This is a genomic window from Goodfellowiella coeruleoviolacea (assembly GCF_024171785.1).
In the GTDB taxonomy this organism is placed as follows: Bacteria; Actinomycetota; Actinomycetes; order Mycobacteriales; family Pseudonocardiaceae; genus Goodfellowiella; species Goodfellowiella coeruleoviolacea.
This window is the reverse complement of record NZ_JAMTCK010000007.1, coordinates 246,400-261,430: the sequence shown is the minus strand read 5'-3', so window position 1 is coordinate 261,430 and position 15,031 is coordinate 246,400. Positions and strand designations below refer to the sequence as shown.

Genomic DNA, 15,031 nt, shown 5'->3' with positions numbered 1-15,031 from the left:
ACTGTGGACGACACGCACGGGGTCGATGGGACGGGCTGTGCCGGAACTGCCGGATGTCGAGGGCTACCGCCGGGTGCTGGCCGAGCACGCGGTGGGCCGGCGGGTGCGGCAGGTCCGGGTGACCGACAGCGGGGTGCTGCACGGGGTGAGCCCGGCCGGCCTGGACCGGGCGCTGCGCGACCGCCGGTTCACCGAGCCGGCCCGGCACGGCAAGTGGCTGCTGGCGCACACCGACGGGCCGACCCTGCTGCTGCACTTCGGCATGACCGGCAGCCTGCACTGGGCCGAGGAGGACCAGCCGGTGCACCGCCACGACCGGGTGCTGGTGCGCACCGACGGCGGTGAGCTGCGCTACCGGGACATGCGCAAGCTGCAGGGGCTGCGGCTGGCGCACACCGACGACGAGGTGGACCGGGTGCTCGCCGAGCTGGGTCCGGACGCGGCGGCGGTGGACGTCGACGAGTTCGTCGACCGGCTGGCGGCCCGGCGGCGCGCCGCGGTCAAGGCGGTGCTCACCGACCAGGCGGTGGTCGCCGGGCTGGGCAACCTGCTCGCCGACGAGATCCTGTGGCGCGCCGGGGTGCACCCGGCCACCGGCACGGGTGCGCTGGACCGGGCCCGGCTCGGGCGGCTGCACCGGGAGATGCGCGCGGTGCTGGCCAGGGCGGTGCCGGCCGGGCGGGTGCCGGACCGGCCGGGCTGGCTGACCGGCCGCCGCGACGATCCCACCGGCGCGTGCCCGCGCTGTGGTGGGCCGCTGGCGCGCACCCGGCTCGCCGGTCGCACCACGGTGTGGTGCCCGGTGTGTCAACCGGAGTAGCGGTTTGGCCCCATCGATCCAGCTACGGTGGGTAAGATTGCGCCGTCCACTCAGGACCTGCCGCGCCACTCCCGAGGAACCAGCACAATCCTTTACGCAGCAATAACATTTGCCACTTCCGGGGTAGCCTGATCAACACCGCCATCTCGACCGAGTATCACGCACAGTAGTCGAGATCACCGCGTCGAGCACCCTATTCGGTACTTGGCACGATCCGTTGACGCGTATACGTTTTATCCCGTTAGCGCGTTATGTCTGTTTTGTTCGTGTCGGCGGTACAGCGTGGTATCGCGCCAACTCCCCGTCCTGTCCCGGCGGTGCCCGCGTGCCGGCACACCCCTCGCAGGCAGACATACGAGACACCACTCAAGGTTCAAGGAGAGAACTGTGAGCTATGGCAACGCGCTGCGGGAGGACGTCCTCGCCGCGGAGATCACCCCGCTGATCGGGGTCTTCGACATGTTCTCCGCGTCGCTCGCGGCCAAGCACTACAACGGGATGTTCGTGTCGGGCTTCGGCTTCGCCGCCTCGTACTACGGCCTGCCCGACATCGGCTTCATCGCCTGGCCGGACATGGTGAACTTCGTCCAGCGCCTGCGGCTGGCCTTTCCCGAGCACCACCTCCTGGTCGACATCGACGACGGCTACGTGGACCCCGAGGTCGCCTGCCACGTGGTCGAGCACCTGGAGCAGATCGGCGCGTCCGGCGTGATCCTGGAGGACCAGAAGCGGCCGAGGCGGTGCGGCCACGTCGACGGCAAGCAGATCCTGCCGCTGCCCGAGTACCTGGAAAAACTCGACCTGGTGTTGCAGACCCGCCGCGACCTGGTCGTGGTGGCCCGCACCGACGCCACCGAGGAGAGCGAGATCCTGCGCCGGGCCGAGGCACTGGCCAGCACCGACGCCGACGTGGTGCTGGTCGACGGGGTGCGCAGCGTGGACTGGATCCACAAGGTCCGCCGGGTGATCGGCGACAAACCGCTGCTGTTCAACCAGATCGCCGGCGGGAAGTCGCCCCGACTGTCCCTTCCGGAGCTTGAGGAACTGGGCGTGAACGTGGCCATCTACAGCACCCCGTGCCTGTTCGCCGCGCAGAGCGCGATCGACTCGGCACTGATGTCGCTCAAGCTGAACAACGGGCGGCTGCCCGAGGTGACGCCCGGCGCCGTGGGCGTGGCCGAGTCGCTGGCCCTGCTGGAGAAGAACATCAGCCGGCACCACCCGCGGCGGCAGCCGGTGCGGGTCTGAGCACACCCCCGCACGGGCCCGGACTGTCGGGTCGGCGAGTGTCCCAGGTGGTCATCGTCTCGTCCACACACGACGGACCAGACCGACCACCTGGGGTACGCTCGGCCGGGTTGACCAGCGCCGATGACCGAACTCACCCGGGTGGGACCGGCCGGAGGGCGTTGGTCGGCCGGCCCCGACAGCGGGACGCATCCGACCGCGAACCGATTGTCACGCTCGTGAGAAAGGTGCTGGATGCCTTCCATCTCGGCGACGCTGGCCCGCTTCCGCGTTGATCCCTACATCCTCGTGCTGTTCGCCGCCATCGGCGTGGCCACGCTGCTGCCCGCCAGCGGCGGCGCCGCGGTCGGGCTCGGCTACGTCACCAAGGTCGCCATCGGCCTGCTGTTCTTCCTCTACGGCGCGCGGCTGTCCCCGCAGGCCGCCCTGGAGGGGCTGCGGCACTGGCGGCTGCACCTGGTGATCCTGGTCGCCACGTTCGTGCTGTTCCCACTGCTCGGCCTGGCCAGCGGGGTGCTGGTCCCGGCCGGTGTGCTGACCGAACCGCTCTACGTGGGCCTGGTGTTCCTGTGCGCGCTGCCGTCCACGGTGCAGTCCTCGATCGCGTTCACCTCACTGGCCAAGGGAAACGTGGCGGCGGCCATCTGCGCCGCCTCGTTCTCCAACCTCGTCGGGGTGCTGCTCACCCCGTTGCTGGTCGCGCTGCTGCTGTCGACCAGCGGGGGCGGCTTCTCCCTCGGGTCCGTTGTGGACATCCTGGTGCAGTTGCTGGTCCCGTTCCTGCTCGGCCAGCTGGTCCGCCGGTGGATCATCGACTGGGTGCAGCGGCACAAGAAGGTCCTCGGCCTGCTGGACCGGGGCGTCATCGTGCTCACCGTCTACGCCGCGTTCAGCGAGGGCATGGTGGCCGGCATCTGGCACCAGCTGTCCGTCGGCCGCCTGCTGTTGCTGCTGTTGGTCAACGCCGTGCTGCTGGCCGCGGTGATGGCCGCCACCGGGCTGGGCGGCCGCTGGCTGGGCTTCTCCCGGGAGGACCGGATCGCCATCGTGTTCTGCGGCTCGAAGAAGAGCCTGGCCAGCGGGCTGCCCATGGCCACGGTGCTGTTCGCCGGGCAGAGCGTCGGCCTCATCGTGCTGCCGTTGATGCTGTTCCACCAGATGCAGCTGATGGTGTGCGCCTGGCTGGCCCGCCGCTACGCGGCGACCGCGGCGCCGGAGCGCCAGCCGGAACTGCACCACTGACCGGTCAGCCGGTCAGCGCAGCAGCAGGTCGACCACGCCCGTGGTGCCCTCGTCACCGTGCCCCTGGTCGAGCCGGCGGCGCATCAGGTCCATGAAGGGGGTCAGCAGCTCAGGGCTGACCCCCTGCTGCTCCGCCGTGGCCAGCAGCGTTGACGTGCCCGCGACCTGCATGGCGAGGTTGGACACCACGCCCTGGGTGTAGTCGCCGCTGTGCAGCTGTTCGGCCGTGCCGTGCACGCCGATGGTCATCGCGACCAGCCAGTTGGCCAGCAGCGGGGCGAAGTCCCTGGGGTCGATGTCCTTCTCCTTGCGGATCAACGCGAACGCGTGCGTGATGCCGGCGAACATCCCGTACATGCCGCTCAGCAGCGCCACGTCGTGCAGGGCGGCGTAGCCGGGGTCCTCGCCCACGTAGGTGGTGCCGGCCGGCACCGCCAGGGTGTCCCGGTGCGCCTCGAACACCTCGCGGGAGCCGCTGTAGAACACGTAACCGCCGGAGCCGGGCACGCCGATCATCGGCGGCACCGCCATGATGCCGGCGTCCAGGAACCGGGCGCCGCGCGCCCGCGCCCACTCGGCGCGGGCCCGGCCCTCGTCCGGTGTGCCGGTGGTGAGGTTGACCAGGTCCTTTCCGGACAGGTCGGCGTCGGCCAGGGTGTCCCCGACCGAGGCGTCGTCGAGCAGGCACAGCACCACCAGGTCGGCCGAGGCCACGGCCTCGGCGGCGGTGGCCGCCACCCGCGCGCCCTCGGCGGCGAGCGGTTCGGCCCTGGCGGCGGTGCGGTTCCACACGGTGAGCTGGTAGCCGGCGGCGAGCCAGGCGTGGGCCAGCGCGGTGCCCATGGCACCGAGCCCGAGCAGGGCGAGCGAACGTGGTTCAGCGGAGTTGACTGCCATGCCAACTAGGCTTGTGCCGAGCCCGGAAGTGATCAAGTACGCACTTCGAAGTGGGTGCTTACCCCCGGGTAAGCGAGCAGGCAGGAGGGATGAGCCATGGCGAGCGTGCCCAGGGCGGGGTCGTACGTCTGCGGGATCGACGCGGCGATGGACGTGATCGGCGGCAAGTGGAAGGTGCTGATCCTCTGGGCGCTCAACGAGCGGCCGTGCCGCTTCGGCGAACTGCGCCGGGAGCTGCCCGGGGTGACCGAGAAGGTGCTCGCCTCCCACCTGCGGGAGCTGGAGGACGACGGCATCGTGCACCGCGAGGCCTACGACGAGGTGCCGCCGCGCGTGGAGTACTCACTGACCGCGCTCGGTGTCTCACTCAACGACGCCCTCGCGCCACTGGGCGCCTGGGGACGGCAGCACGTCCTCGGCAGGGCGTATCCCCGGGCCGCGTCCTAGCCGCCCCCGCGCGGACCGCGGACCGCGGACCAGCGCGCCGGGCCCGGGTCCCGGTCCGCCCGGGCCCGGTCAGCCGGCTCGGTCAATCCGGTCAGTCCGGCTCGCTTAGTCCGGCTCGGTCAGTCCGGCTGGGACGGTCCGGCCGAGTCGGGTCGGCTCAGTCGGGTCGGCCCAGTCGGGTCGGTTCAGTCGCCGCCCTCGTTGTCACTGCCGGCGCTGCCCGCGCCCGTGTTCCAGTTCAGCGTCCGGTCGATCTCCAGGATGCTGTCCCGCTCGGTGTTGTCGATGTAGATCAGGCTGTACCGGGGCGCGGTGGCGCACCCGCACGCGGCACCGTCCGCATCGGACTCGGCGACGGCGGCGCCGGCACCGGTGGTGACCGCCAGCCCGGTCGCCGCCGCGGTCGTCGCGATCCTGCCAAGAACACCCATCACCCGTTCCCCTCGTCTGCCCCGGTGTCCGCCTGACACCAACGGAAAAGCGTAGCCACGGTGATCGCCGGAACCCTGCCCGAGACCGGGACGGCGCCGGATTTTCCCCGCCAGATCGGGCACGGTTGCGCCGGCCACACTCGGGCGCGGGAAGTTGCACCGGATTGGCGTGGCTTCCTAGGCTCGTCGCGGTTTGTGCGGTCGTCGTCGGGACGAGCCGTTCGGCACGGCACGGTGGAGCGAGGAGATCGCGGCATGACCCGGCGGGAGCTTGACGCGGCAGAGGTGTGGGATCCCCTGCTGCGGCGGTCCTACCAGCGCTGCCGCCAGTTGCACGCCCGCCACGGCCGCACCTACTTCCTGGCCACCCGGCTGCTCACGGTCGACCGGCGCCCGGCCGTGCACGCGCTCTACGGGTTCGCCCGCTGGGTCGACGACATCGTGGACACCGCGCCCGGTGTGCCCGACCCCGCCACCGCCGCCGCCCGCGCGGCCCGCCTGGACCAGATCGGCGACGAACTGCGGCGGGGACTGGCCGAGGGGCGCAGCGCGCACCCGCTGTTCGCGGCCGTGGTGCACACCGCGCGCCGCTACCGGATCGACCCCGGCCACTTCACCGACTTCCTCACGGCCATGCGGATGGACCTGACCGTCACCGACTACCCCACCCGCGCCGCGCTGAACACCTACATCCGCGGCTCGGCCGAGGTGATCGGGCTCCAGGTGCTGCCGGTGCTGGGCACCGTGACCAGTCAGCGGGAAGCCGCCCCGCACGCCGCCGCCCTGGGCAACGCGTTCCAGCTGACCAACTTCATCCGCGACATCGCCGAGGACCTCGACCTGGGCCGGATCTACCTGCCCGCCGACGAACTGGCCGCGTTCGGGGTGGACCGCGACCGGCTGCTGTGGTGCCGGCGCACCCGCCGGGTGGACCAGCCGGTGCGCCGTGCCCTGGCCGACCAGGTGGCCCGCGCCCGCGCGCTGTACCGGTTCGCCGAACCGGGCATCGCCATGCTCGACCCGGTGGCCCGGCCGTGCGTGGCCACGGCGTTCACCCTCTACGGCGAGATCCTCGACCACATCACCCGCGCCGGCTACAACGTGTTCGCCAGCCGGGCCGCCGTCCCGGCCACCCGCCGCCTGGCCGTGGCCACCCCGGCCCTGGTCAGCACCCTGGCCGCGCGCTCGACCGCCCGGCTGTCCGCCGGCGGGAAAAAGCCGTGGCGGGCGCTGCCGCCGGGTTGCTAGCGTTCCGGCACGCCCTCGCCGAGGAGAGGCGCTGCGCGCGGGCGAGCAACACCTGTTCGACACCCTGCCCGATCCCGGCCTGGTCGGCTTCGCCGCGTTCGGCGACAGCTACGCCGCCATGACCGCCCAGGGCGAATACCGTCCGGAGTGGACCTGGGTGGCCCTGCGCGGCGACACCGTGGTGGCGCGCGCCGCCCGCGTGCCGAATCGCCCGGCGCCGGTCAGTACGCGGTGACCGAGTAGCTGTTGCTGGCGAAGTCCAGGCCACCGTTGGACGAGGTGATCTCGAAACCGAACTGGACCTCGCCCAGGGTCACGTCACCGAACCAGCCCTGGCCGCGCAGCCAGTTCAGCACCGCCTTGATGTCCACCGTGCCGGAGTTGGTGTTGCTGGTGCGCACGAACGAGAAGACCTGGTTGGCGCCGTTGGAGCCGCGGTAGACGTCCCAGGTGTGGCCACCCACCGACAGCGTGGTCTGCCTGGACCCCAGCGGCCCGACCGGGCCGTACTTGTTGACCCACAACATGATCTCGTAGGCGTTGTTCTCCAGCCACAGGTCGTAGGCGGTGGCATAGGCACCGGCGCCGGGCACGGTGACGTTGAAGCTGCTGCTCGCGCTGCCCAGCGCGCTGATCTTCTTGTTGACCGCCTTGGCCGAGTGCGGGTACGCCTTGACGCCACCGGTGTTCGGGTGGTTCGCCCACACCCCCCAGTTGCTGTAGGAGTTGGCCCAGATCGTCTGCGGGCCAGCACCACTGCCCCACACGTCGTTGCGCACGGTGTAGCCGCCGTTGGACCAGGTTCCCCACTTGTCCGTGGACGACCACACCGCGCTCGTGCCCGCGCTGGCCGGCAGCCCGCAGACGCCGACCAGCAGCAGCGCGGCCAGGCCGGTCACCACGGCCCGCAGCTTCCGACTCATCGGAGTTCCTTTCCGTGCGGCACGCCCGAACCCGCCAGATCCGTGGGAATCGGTGGAACGCGGCCCGCCCGGGCGTGTCCAGCGACGGGACGACGGGCCCCGCGGCGCCGAGCCAGCGCTCGGCGACCGGTCGGCAGGATTCTCAGCCCGCTGTCTGGCTATGCACGCTACGAGTCGAACCAGTCGAACACAATGCGACAAAAGGGTGCCCCACCGGCGGCCATGACAATGCACTACGCGGAATTCCGCGGTGTTGCGCGTGCGCGGATTTGCGCGACCAACAACAAGGCCACGCAGAGTTTGTCGCATTACCAAGAAAGAACCGAGATTCACCCGATCGAGAGCCACTTTCCCATTCCCGCACTGGATACCGTGCGAATCGTGAACCCACGACCGCGGTCGTGCGCCCGGAACACCCGAGATCAACAGGGGGTAATCGATGCCTGACGAGAACATCGGCGGGTGGCTGTCGTGGCGGGAGAAACGCAGGTCGGCGGCTGGCCGGGTGATCGCGCTCGGGCTGGCTCCGCGCACCGTGCCCGACCCGGGCCGACTCGGCTGGGCCGCGCTGTGGTGAGCGATCTGGCCCTGGCGCGGCACCCCGGTGCCATACTGGCGAAAGACCCAGGTAGGGAGGCGGACGCCATGACGAGCGCCACGTGGCGGCATCCGGACCGGTACACCGTGGACGAGTGGGCAGACCTCGACCCGGATCCGAACGGACTCCGGGTCGAACTGATCGATGGAGCTTTCAGCGTGACCCCAGCCCCCGCCGTGGCGCACCAGCGCTTTGGCGACCGCCTGTGCAACCTGATCGACGAGACGCTGTGGCAGCAGGGGCGGCGGGAACTGTGTGCCGTCACCGGCATCGGCGTGCGGGTGGCACCCACATTTGGTTTCGTCCCGGACATCGCGGTGATTCGGAACCCACCGGACGGGGCGGTGGCCGTTCCGGTCAGCGATCTGGTGTTGGCGGTGGAGATCGTCTCGCCCAGCACGCGCAAGCAGGATCGCATGGTCAAGCCGGCCGCGTACGCTGACGCCGGGGTGCCGTACTACTGGCGGGTGGAGCCCGAGAAGGGGCAGCCGCCCACCGTGGTGTGCTTCGAACTGGTTGACGGCACCTATGTGGAGCGGGTCGCGGTCGGCCCGGGCGAGCCGGCCACGATCGCGGCGGCGCCCGTCCCCATCACCCTGGACGTGGACAAGCTGTACGCGCGACTGTTCGGCAAGGGCAAACCCGGCCGGTAACGCCAACGGGGGCCGGGTCCGGTGTGGACTCGGCCCCCGCCCGCCTCAGTGGGTGGCGGTGTGTCTCACTTCAGGGCGCTGCCCTGCTGCCACTGGTCCCAGCTGAGTTCCCAGTCGCCGTAGAGGTCCCAGACGGGCAGTTTCTGGCCGCCGGAGTTGGTCACCTCGACCACGTCGCCCAGCCCCAGGTTCTGGTAGAACCACTTGGCGTTCTCCGCGTTGAGATTGATGCAGCCGTGCGAGACGTTGCTGCGGCCCTGAGCGCCGACGCTGTTCGGGTTCTCGTGCACGAACTCGCCGTCGTTGGAGATGCGCAGCGACCAGTTCTCCTCGGAGCGGTAGGCCTTGGGGTCGGGCGGGCAGACGCCGTAGGTGCACGAGTCCATCGTGTACTTCTCCGACTTGAACGAGATCACGTGCGGCCCCAGGTGGGTGGGCGTCTCGTCCTTGCCCATGCTGATCGGCATGGTCTTGACCAACTGTCCACTGTGGAAGATCTGCATCTGGTTGGTGTCGCCGTCGGCCTTGGCGATCCAGGAGTCGTGGATCTTGTAGGTGACCTCGCGGTCGGTCTTGCCGTACACGCCACCGCCCAGGTCCACGCCGTAGACGTTGGCCTTCAGCGTGATCGTGGTGCCCGGCTGCCAGTACTCCCTGGGCCGGTAGTGCACCTCCTTCTTGGAGATCCAGTACCAGGAGCCCTCCTGTTGGGGCGTTGCGGTGACCTCCAGGGCCTTCTCCGCCGCCGCCTTGTCGGTGATGTCCTGGTCGAACTGGACCACGATCGGCTGGCCGACGCCGAAGTCGGGCTGGCTGTTGGGCGCGGGGATCAGCGCGGGGAACGCCTGCGCCTTGGGGGCGACGGTGCGCACCGAGCCGGTCTGGTGCACGGTCTTGCCGTCGCTGCCGGCGGCGTCGGCCGCGACCTGGTAGGTGCTGTCATAGCCGAGCGGCTCGGCCGAGGTCCAGGTGGTCTTGTCGGCGGACAGTTCGCCCTTGACCTGGTTGCCTTTGGGGCTGGTGACCGTGACCGTGCTCAGCGTGCCGTTGGCGGCCTTGACCACGATCGGCGTCTTCGGGGTGACTTCCGTGTCGGCTCCCGGGGTGATGGTGACCTGCGCCTGGGCCGCCGCCGAGGACGTGCCGGCCTGCTGGCCACCGCCGGCCTGTCCGGAGTCGGTCGAGCTGCACCCGCTGATCAGCAGGGTGAGGGCGACCAGCGCGCTCAGGCTGCCCGCGACGGCGCGTCCGCGCCGCGTCCTACGTCCGCTTGCCATGTGTCTCTCTTCACTGTCCGTGCCCAGAGCGTGACCCAAACCGGCTTCAGCTCACTCCGCGGAAGAAAGGACTCGCCGGGACATCCCCGGGTTGCTTCCGCAGCGTCAACAACGACTCAGCACATTCTCTCTCTTTCCCCGAGCGGGCGAATCGCGGCTCGCGGAAAGCGCTGGCCCGGCGGTGCGGACACCACCGGGCCAGCGCCGGGAAAACGCAGAACGTCGGATTTGCCAATTTTCTCGCTGTTGTCAGCCAGTCAGCCGGAATGTGGCGATCGTGGCCGGTGCGTCGAAAACGAGGTACACGTCGTGCCGGCCGCTGGCGCCGGACAGCGCCGCGGTCACCGTGGTGTACCGGTAGCGGTCGCCGGTGCTGGCCACGGTGGCCCTGCCCACCACCCGGCCGCGCACCGGGTCGTCCAGCCGCACGGTCAGTCCGGCGCTGCCGGCGGCGGCCCTGGCCAGCGACGCGGTGAGGGTCCGCGCGCCCCGGCCCAGGTTGACGTCGTGGAAGGCGATCCAGGAACCGGCCTCGGCGGCCACCGCCGTGCCGCTGACCTTGCTCTCGTCCACCAGGGTGGTGCCCTGGTAGTCGTCGAAGTTCTCCGCCCGCGTCGGCCGGCCCAGGTCCCTCGGCGGGATGACCTCGCCGTTGACGTGCAGCGTCCGCGTGCTGGCGATGGCCTCGGCCGAGCTGCCCACCATCACCTCGTAGTCGCCCTTCTCCACCACCGACCGGCTCCGGGTGACGTCCCAGAACGCCAGGTCGGCCGCTGCCAGCCGGAACCGGACCGTGGTCGACCGGCCGGGCTCCAGCTGGACCCGCTGGAAGCCGGCGAGCTTCTTGAGCGGCTGGGTGGTGCGCGAGTCGGTCGCGTGCGTGTACAGCTGCACCACCTCGGTGCCGGCCCGGCGGCCGGTGTTGGTGACCGTGACGCTGGCCTCCACCTGGCCGTCCGCGCCCACCGACGACCGGCTCAGCCGCAGCTCGCCGTAGCGGAAGCTGGTGTAGCTCAGGCCGTGGCCGAACGGGTAGAGCGGGTCACCGGTGAAGTACTGGTAGGTGTGCCCGGACTTGGCGATGTCGTAGTCGAGGATGTCGGGCAGGTCGGCGTCGGAGCGGTACCAGGTCTGGGTCAGCCGGCCGCTCGGGTTGTGGTCGCCGAACAGCACGTCGGCCAGGGCGTGCCCGGTCTCCTGGCCGGCGTGGCTGGTCCACAGCAGCGCCGGGACGTCGCCCGTGTCCCAGTCGCCGGAGTACGGGTAGCTGCTCTCCAGCACCACGACCGTGTTGGGGTTGGCGGCGCGCACCGCGTCGATGATCGCCCGCTGGCCGGCGGGCAGCGCCGTGGTCTGCCGGTCGTCGTCCTCCCGGCCGTTGATGAACGGCATGCTGCCGACCACCACGACCGCGGCGTCCGCTCCCCTGGCCGCGGCCACCGCGCTGGCCACCCCGCTGCTGACGGTCTCCAGGGTGAACCGGGTGGCGGCCTCGGGCGTGGTCGCGCCGATGGTCAGCCGACCGTCCGCGCCCACCACGGCGAACCCGTGGTTGAACGCGTCGTTGCCGGCGTAGCCGAGCAGGTAGCTGCCGTCGGCCTGGCGGACGAGGCTGAACTGCTGCTGGACGAACCAGCCGGTGGGCTGGGCCGCGTTGTTGACCACGGTCTTGCCGTCGCCCAGCGACAGGAACTTGCCGTTGGCCACCGTGCGCAGCGTCACGGTGTCCTGGCCCCAGTCGAACACGTCCATGGCCTGCTGCGGCCCGGACTCGGTGCCCGACACGGTGAGCGCCGCGCCGCCCGCCGCGCTGGAGGCGGTCACGTACCGGCCGGTGCCGGCCTCCTTGAGCGCGATCCGGTCCACGCCCTCGCTGGCGGTCACCGTGCCACCCGCGCCGAGCCGTTCCCTGATGCCCTGCACCGGCGTCACCCGGTAGGGCATGGTGCCGCTGTACCAGTCCTCGTAGAGGGTGTCCGCCAGCGGGCCGACCACCGCGACCCTGCGGTCGGTGGCGGCGGACAGCGGCAGGGTGTCGCGGTCGTTGCGCAACAGCACGACCTGCTCGGCCGCGGCCCGCCTGGCCAGCTTCTGGTGTTCGGGCGCGTTGATCACGTCCGGGGTGATGGCGGCGTACGGGTTGTGCCCTGCCGGGTCGAACTCGCCGAGCCGGAACCGGATGCTCAGGATGTGCCGCACCGCCCGGTCGATGTCGGCCACGGTGAGCAGCCCCTGGTCCAGTGCGCTGGTCACGGCCTCGACCGTGGGCGCGGAGTTCTGGTCGTTGACGGTGAAGCTGTCCAGGCCGGCCTTGATGGCGGCGGCGTTGGCCTCGGCCTGGGTGTCGTAGTAGTGCTCGGACTTGACCAGGTTCTCCGGCGCGCCCGCGTCGCTGACCACCAGCAGGTCCTGTTCGGTCCAGCTGCGCAGGGCCTGGTTCAGGTCCGGGTTGACGTGGTTGGGCCGGCCGTTGACCAGGTTGTAGGAGGGCATCACGCCGGTGGCGGCGTCGGCCGAGATGGCGGCGCGGAACGGCACCTCGTCGTAGTCGTGCAGGATGCGCGGGGGCACCGACGAGGAGGTGGTGTCCCGGCGGACCTCGTTGTTGTAGGCCAGGTAGTGCTTGAGCGTGGGCGCCGCCTGCAGGTAGCGGGGGTCGTCGCCCTGGATGCCGTGGCCGTAGGCGGTGGCCAGCGCGCCGGTCAGCAGCGGGTCCTCGGCGTAGCCCTCCTCGTTGCGCCCCCAGCGGGGATCGCGCAGCAGGTTCACCACCGGTGCCCACAGGTTCAGCCCGTTGTAGCCGGGGTTCTGCACGTGGTAGCCCCGCGCCTCGCGGCCGACCACGGCGCCGACCTGCTTGAGCAGGTCCGGGTCCCAGGTGCTGCCCAGCCCGACGGCCTGGGGGAACACCGTGGCCGGGCCGAGCCAGGCCACGCCGTGCAGTGCCTCGGTGCCGGTGCGGAACGCGCCGATGCCCAGGCGGGGGATGGCCGGCTGGTACTGGTGCAGCAGGGAGACCTTCTCCGCGGTGGTGAGCCGGCCGATCAGGTCGCTGACGCGCGCGGCCAGGGGCAGCGCCGGGTCGCGGAACGGGTAACCGGCGGCGCCTTCGGCGGCGGCGGGCGGGGCGATCAGCGCCAGCCCGACCAGGGCGGCCACCAGCGCCCGCCACCACCGGCGGGCCCGCCGGGGCGGCCCGCCCCGCCCGCTTCCCGGGAACGTGCCACCGCGTGAGATCCCCCTGGGCGAGATCCCCCTGGGCGAAACCCCGCTGCGCGAAACCCCGCTGCGCGAAATCGCCGTGCGGGACACCACACCGCGCATGACGGACCACCTCCGGACGTGATTAGTCGAAGCGCTTCGACTGTGCGGAAAACCGGTTGTCGAGATGGTGGAGAAGTGCGCTGGAATGGTGCAGGAGGACACCACCCCGGTCAATGGACCGAACGGCGGCAATACCACCGATCGGTACAGGAAAAAGGAAATGACAACCCGCGCTGACGCGTTCCGCGGTGACCATCACCACGTTGTGCGCACGGGCCGGGACGCTGTGTTGTCGAATCTGTCGAAGGGGGAACGGGCAAAGGGGGACCCGGTACCGGTGGCGCGGTCGGTAGAGTGCAGCAGGCGGCACCGCCGCCCCACCGGACCCGCCCCAACCGGGTCACCGCTGACCGAGTAGGGATTCCGTCAATGGACCGACCCAGCACCGTTGAAATGCGCGTCGAGGCAGCCCCCGAATACCTCATCGTGCTGCGCAACGTCGCCGCGGACCTCGCGATGGGCCGGGATTTCGACCTCGACTCGATCTCGGACTTCCGCATCGCCGTGGACGAGGCGTGCGCCATCCTGCTGCGGCTGGCCGAGCCCAAGGCCGTGCTGCGCTGCCTGTTCCACGTGCGGACCGACGAGATCAGGGTGCACGTCGAGGTGCCGTGCAGCGAGCGCCCGGTGATCGCGCAGGACACCTTCACCTGGCACGTGCTGACCACCCTGGCCGACTCGGTGACCACCAACGTCACCGAGGCCGCCGGTCACTCCGCTGGTTTCCTGGCCAGCATCGAGCTGACCAAGAAGCCCGTATCGGCGGCCACAGAGTGAGCGTCACCGAGGACCACACCGGCAGCGCGCCCACCTTCGAGGAACTGGCCCCGCGGTTCGCGGAACTGGCCGGCCTCGCCGAGGACGACCCCCGGCGGGCGCAGCTGCGCGCGGAGCTGGTCACCGCGTACCTGCCGCTGGCCAGGACACTGGCCCGCCGGTTCGCCAACCGGGGAGAGGCACTGGACGACCTGGTGCAGGTCGCCACGGTGGGGCTGATCGGCGCGATCGACCGGTTCGACCCGGACCGGGGCGTGGACTTCGTCGGCTTCGCCGTGCCCACCATCACCGGCGAGATCCGCAGGCACTTCCGGGACTCGGCGTGGTCGCTGCGGGTGCCCCGGCGCACCAAGGAGACCTACGCCGCCATCCAGGCCGCCATCGCCGAACTCACCCCCACCCTGCAGCGCTCGCCCACCCCGGGCGAGCTGGCCAGCCACCTCGACCTGCCGGTGGAGCAGGTGCGCGAGGGCCTGCGCGCGGCCTACGCCTACCGCAGTGGTTCGTTGGACAAGCTGCTGCACGAGGACGCCACCCAGACGCTGGGCTCCACCATGGGCGAGGAGGATCCCGAACTCGAACAGGTGGACCTGCGCCAGACCGTGCAGCCGCTGCTGCGCACGCTGCCGGAACGCGAGCGCACCGTGGTCGTGCTGCGGTTCTTCCACGGGATGTCGCAGAGCCAGATCGCCAGCCGGGTGGGGGTGTCGCAGATGCAGATCTCACGCATCCTGAGCCGGACCCTGGCGCGCCTGCGCGACCAGATCACCGACGGTTGAGGCGCGCGGCGCCGCCGAACGCGCTGGCCGGGACGGGTCTCAGGCGGTCCTGGGCATGCGCAGCTGGCGGCGCTGCCGGGTGATCAGTTCGCGCCGCTCCTGTTCGCCGAGCCCGCCCCACACCCCGTAGGGCTCCTCGACCTGGAGCGCGTGCTGGCGGCACTGGGCGAGCACCGGGCAGGCGTGGCAGATGGCCTTGGCGCGTTCCTCACGCAGCTTGCGGTCGTTGCCCCTGGCGTTGTCGGGGTGGAAGAACAGCGCGCTGTTCATGCCTCGGCACAGACCCCGCAGCTGCCAGTCCCACTCCTCCGTGCACGGGGTGGGCAGTCGGCGTACGTTGCTCATCTGTTCCCTCTTCTCGACCTCG

The 15,031-nt window shown here is 70.7% G+C and carries 15 protein-coding genes; 9 read left to right on the top strand and 6 right to left on the bottom strand.

The features are described 5' to 3' along the window. Positions 1-25: 25 nt before the first annotated feature. The 3 genes from LX83_RS17150 (at position 26) to LX83_RS17140 (ending at position 3,310) form a co-directional block, all read left to right on the top strand. Positions 26-820 carry an Fpg/Nei family DNA glycosylase gene (locus tag LX83_RS17150; RefSeq protein WP_253772484.1) on the top strand — a complete coding sequence of 265 codons (795 nt, stop codon included), beginning with the start codon at positions 26-28 and terminating at the stop codon, positions 818-820. Between the two features lie 387 nt (positions 821-1,207). Further along, positions 1,208-2,068: an isocitrate lyase/PEP mutase family protein gene (locus tag LX83_RS17145; protein WP_253772482.1), complete on the top strand. Its 861-nt coding sequence runs from the start codon at positions 1,208-1,210 to the stop codon at positions 2,066-2,068. A gap of 234 nt (positions 2,069-2,302) precedes the next feature. After that, complete coding sequence (locus tag LX83_RS17140) at positions 2,303-3,310, top strand: bile acid:sodium symporter family protein (protein WP_253772480.1); 1,008 nt, start codon at positions 2,303-2,305, stop codon at positions 3,308-3,310. A gap of 12 nt (positions 3,311-3,322) precedes the next feature. Here LX83_RS17140 and LX83_RS17135 read toward each other — a convergent pair whose 3' ends face one another. After that, positions 3,323-4,207, bottom strand: coding sequence for an NAD(P)-dependent oxidoreductase (locus LX83_RS17135; RefSeq protein ID WP_253772478.1), 885 nt, complete (start codon positions 4,205-4,207; stop codon positions 3,323-3,325). A 96-nt stretch (positions 4,208-4,303) separates the two neighbouring features. On the opposite strand from LX83_RS17135, the gene LX83_RS17130 reads away from it, so the two are divergent. Next, positions 4,304-4,654 carry a winged helix-turn-helix transcriptional regulator gene (locus LX83_RS17130; protein ID WP_253772476.1) on the top strand — a complete coding sequence of 117 codons (351 nt, stop codon included), beginning with the start codon at positions 4,304-4,306 and terminating at the stop codon, positions 4,652-4,654. A gap of 185 nt (positions 4,655-4,839) precedes the next feature. On the opposite strand, the gene LX83_RS17125 is transcribed toward LX83_RS17130, so the two are convergent. Further along, positions 4,840-5,085 carry a hypothetical protein gene (locus tag LX83_RS17125; protein WP_253772474.1) on the bottom strand — a complete coding sequence of 82 codons (246 nt, stop codon included), beginning with the start codon at positions 5,083-5,085 and terminating at the stop codon, positions 4,840-4,842. A 255-nt stretch (positions 5,086-5,340) separates the two neighbouring features. Between LX83_RS17125 and LX83_RS17120 the strand changes: the two genes are divergently transcribed. Next, positions 5,341-6,333: a phytoene/squalene synthase family protein gene (locus LX83_RS17120; protein ID WP_253772472.1), complete on the top strand. Its 993-nt coding sequence runs from the start codon at positions 5,341-5,343 to the stop codon at positions 6,331-6,333. A gap of 221 nt (positions 6,334-6,554) precedes the next feature. Here LX83_RS17120 and LX83_RS17110 read toward each other — a convergent pair whose 3' ends face one another. Then, a complete protein-coding gene (locus LX83_RS17110) occupies positions 6,555-7,256 on the bottom strand; it encodes a glycoside hydrolase family 12 protein (protein WP_253772470.1) in 702 nt (233 codons plus the stop codon). 439 nt (positions 7,257-7,695) lie between these two features. Here LX83_RS17110 and LX83_RS17105 point away from each other — a divergent pair, with 439 nt between their 5' ends. Both LX83_RS17105 and LX83_RS17100 read left to right on the top strand, forming a co-directional pair. After that, on the top strand, positions 7,696-7,833 hold the full coding sequence (locus LX83_RS17105) for a hypothetical protein (protein WP_253772467.1): 138 nt from the start codon (positions 7,696-7,698) through the stop codon (positions 7,831-7,833). Beyond that, positions 7,830-8,507, top strand: a complete 678-nt coding sequence (locus LX83_RS17100; protein WP_253772465.1) for a Uma2 family endonuclease — start codon at positions 7,830-7,832, stop codon at positions 8,505-8,507. Before LX83_RS17105 ends, LX83_RS17100 begins: the two co-directional genes overlap by 4 nt. 65 nt (positions 8,508-8,572) lie before the next feature. On the opposite strand, the gene LX83_RS17095 is transcribed toward LX83_RS17100, so the two are convergent. Both LX83_RS17095 and LX83_RS17090 read right to left on the bottom strand, forming a co-directional pair. Next, entirely contained in the window at positions 8,573-9,784 is a 1,212-nt protein-coding gene (locus LX83_RS17095; protein WP_253772463.1) for a L,D-transpeptidase, read from the bottom strand. Between the two features lie 249 nt (positions 9,785-10,033). Continuing rightward, on the bottom strand, positions 10,034-12,943 hold the full coding sequence (locus tag LX83_RS17090) for a glycoside hydrolase family 3 protein (RefSeq protein ID WP_253772461.1): 2,910 nt from the start codon (positions 12,941-12,943) through the stop codon (positions 10,034-10,036). A gap of 534 nt (positions 12,944-13,477) precedes the next feature. Here LX83_RS17090 and LX83_RS17085 point away from each other — a divergent pair. Both LX83_RS17085 and LX83_RS17080 read left to right on the top strand, forming a co-directional pair. Continuing rightward, the gene (locus LX83_RS17085; RefSeq protein WP_253772459.1) at positions 13,478-13,885 is read left to right on the top strand and encodes an ATP-binding protein; all 408 of its coding nucleotides are present in this window, start codon (positions 13,478-13,480) and stop codon (positions 13,883-13,885) included. Next, entirely contained in the window at positions 13,882-14,664 is a 783-nt protein-coding gene (locus LX83_RS17080) for a SigB/SigF/SigG family RNA polymerase sigma factor (protein ID WP_253772457.1), read from the top strand. Before LX83_RS17085 ends, LX83_RS17080 begins: the two co-directional genes overlap by 4 nt. Positions 14,665-14,703: 39 nt before the next feature. Here LX83_RS17080 and LX83_RS17075 read toward each other — a convergent pair whose 3' ends face one another. Continuing rightward, positions 14,704-15,009, bottom strand: coding sequence for a WhiB family transcriptional regulator (locus LX83_RS17075; protein ID WP_253772455.1), 306 nt, complete (start codon positions 15,007-15,009; stop codon positions 14,704-14,706). Between the last annotated feature and the right edge of the window lie 22 nt (positions 15,010-15,031).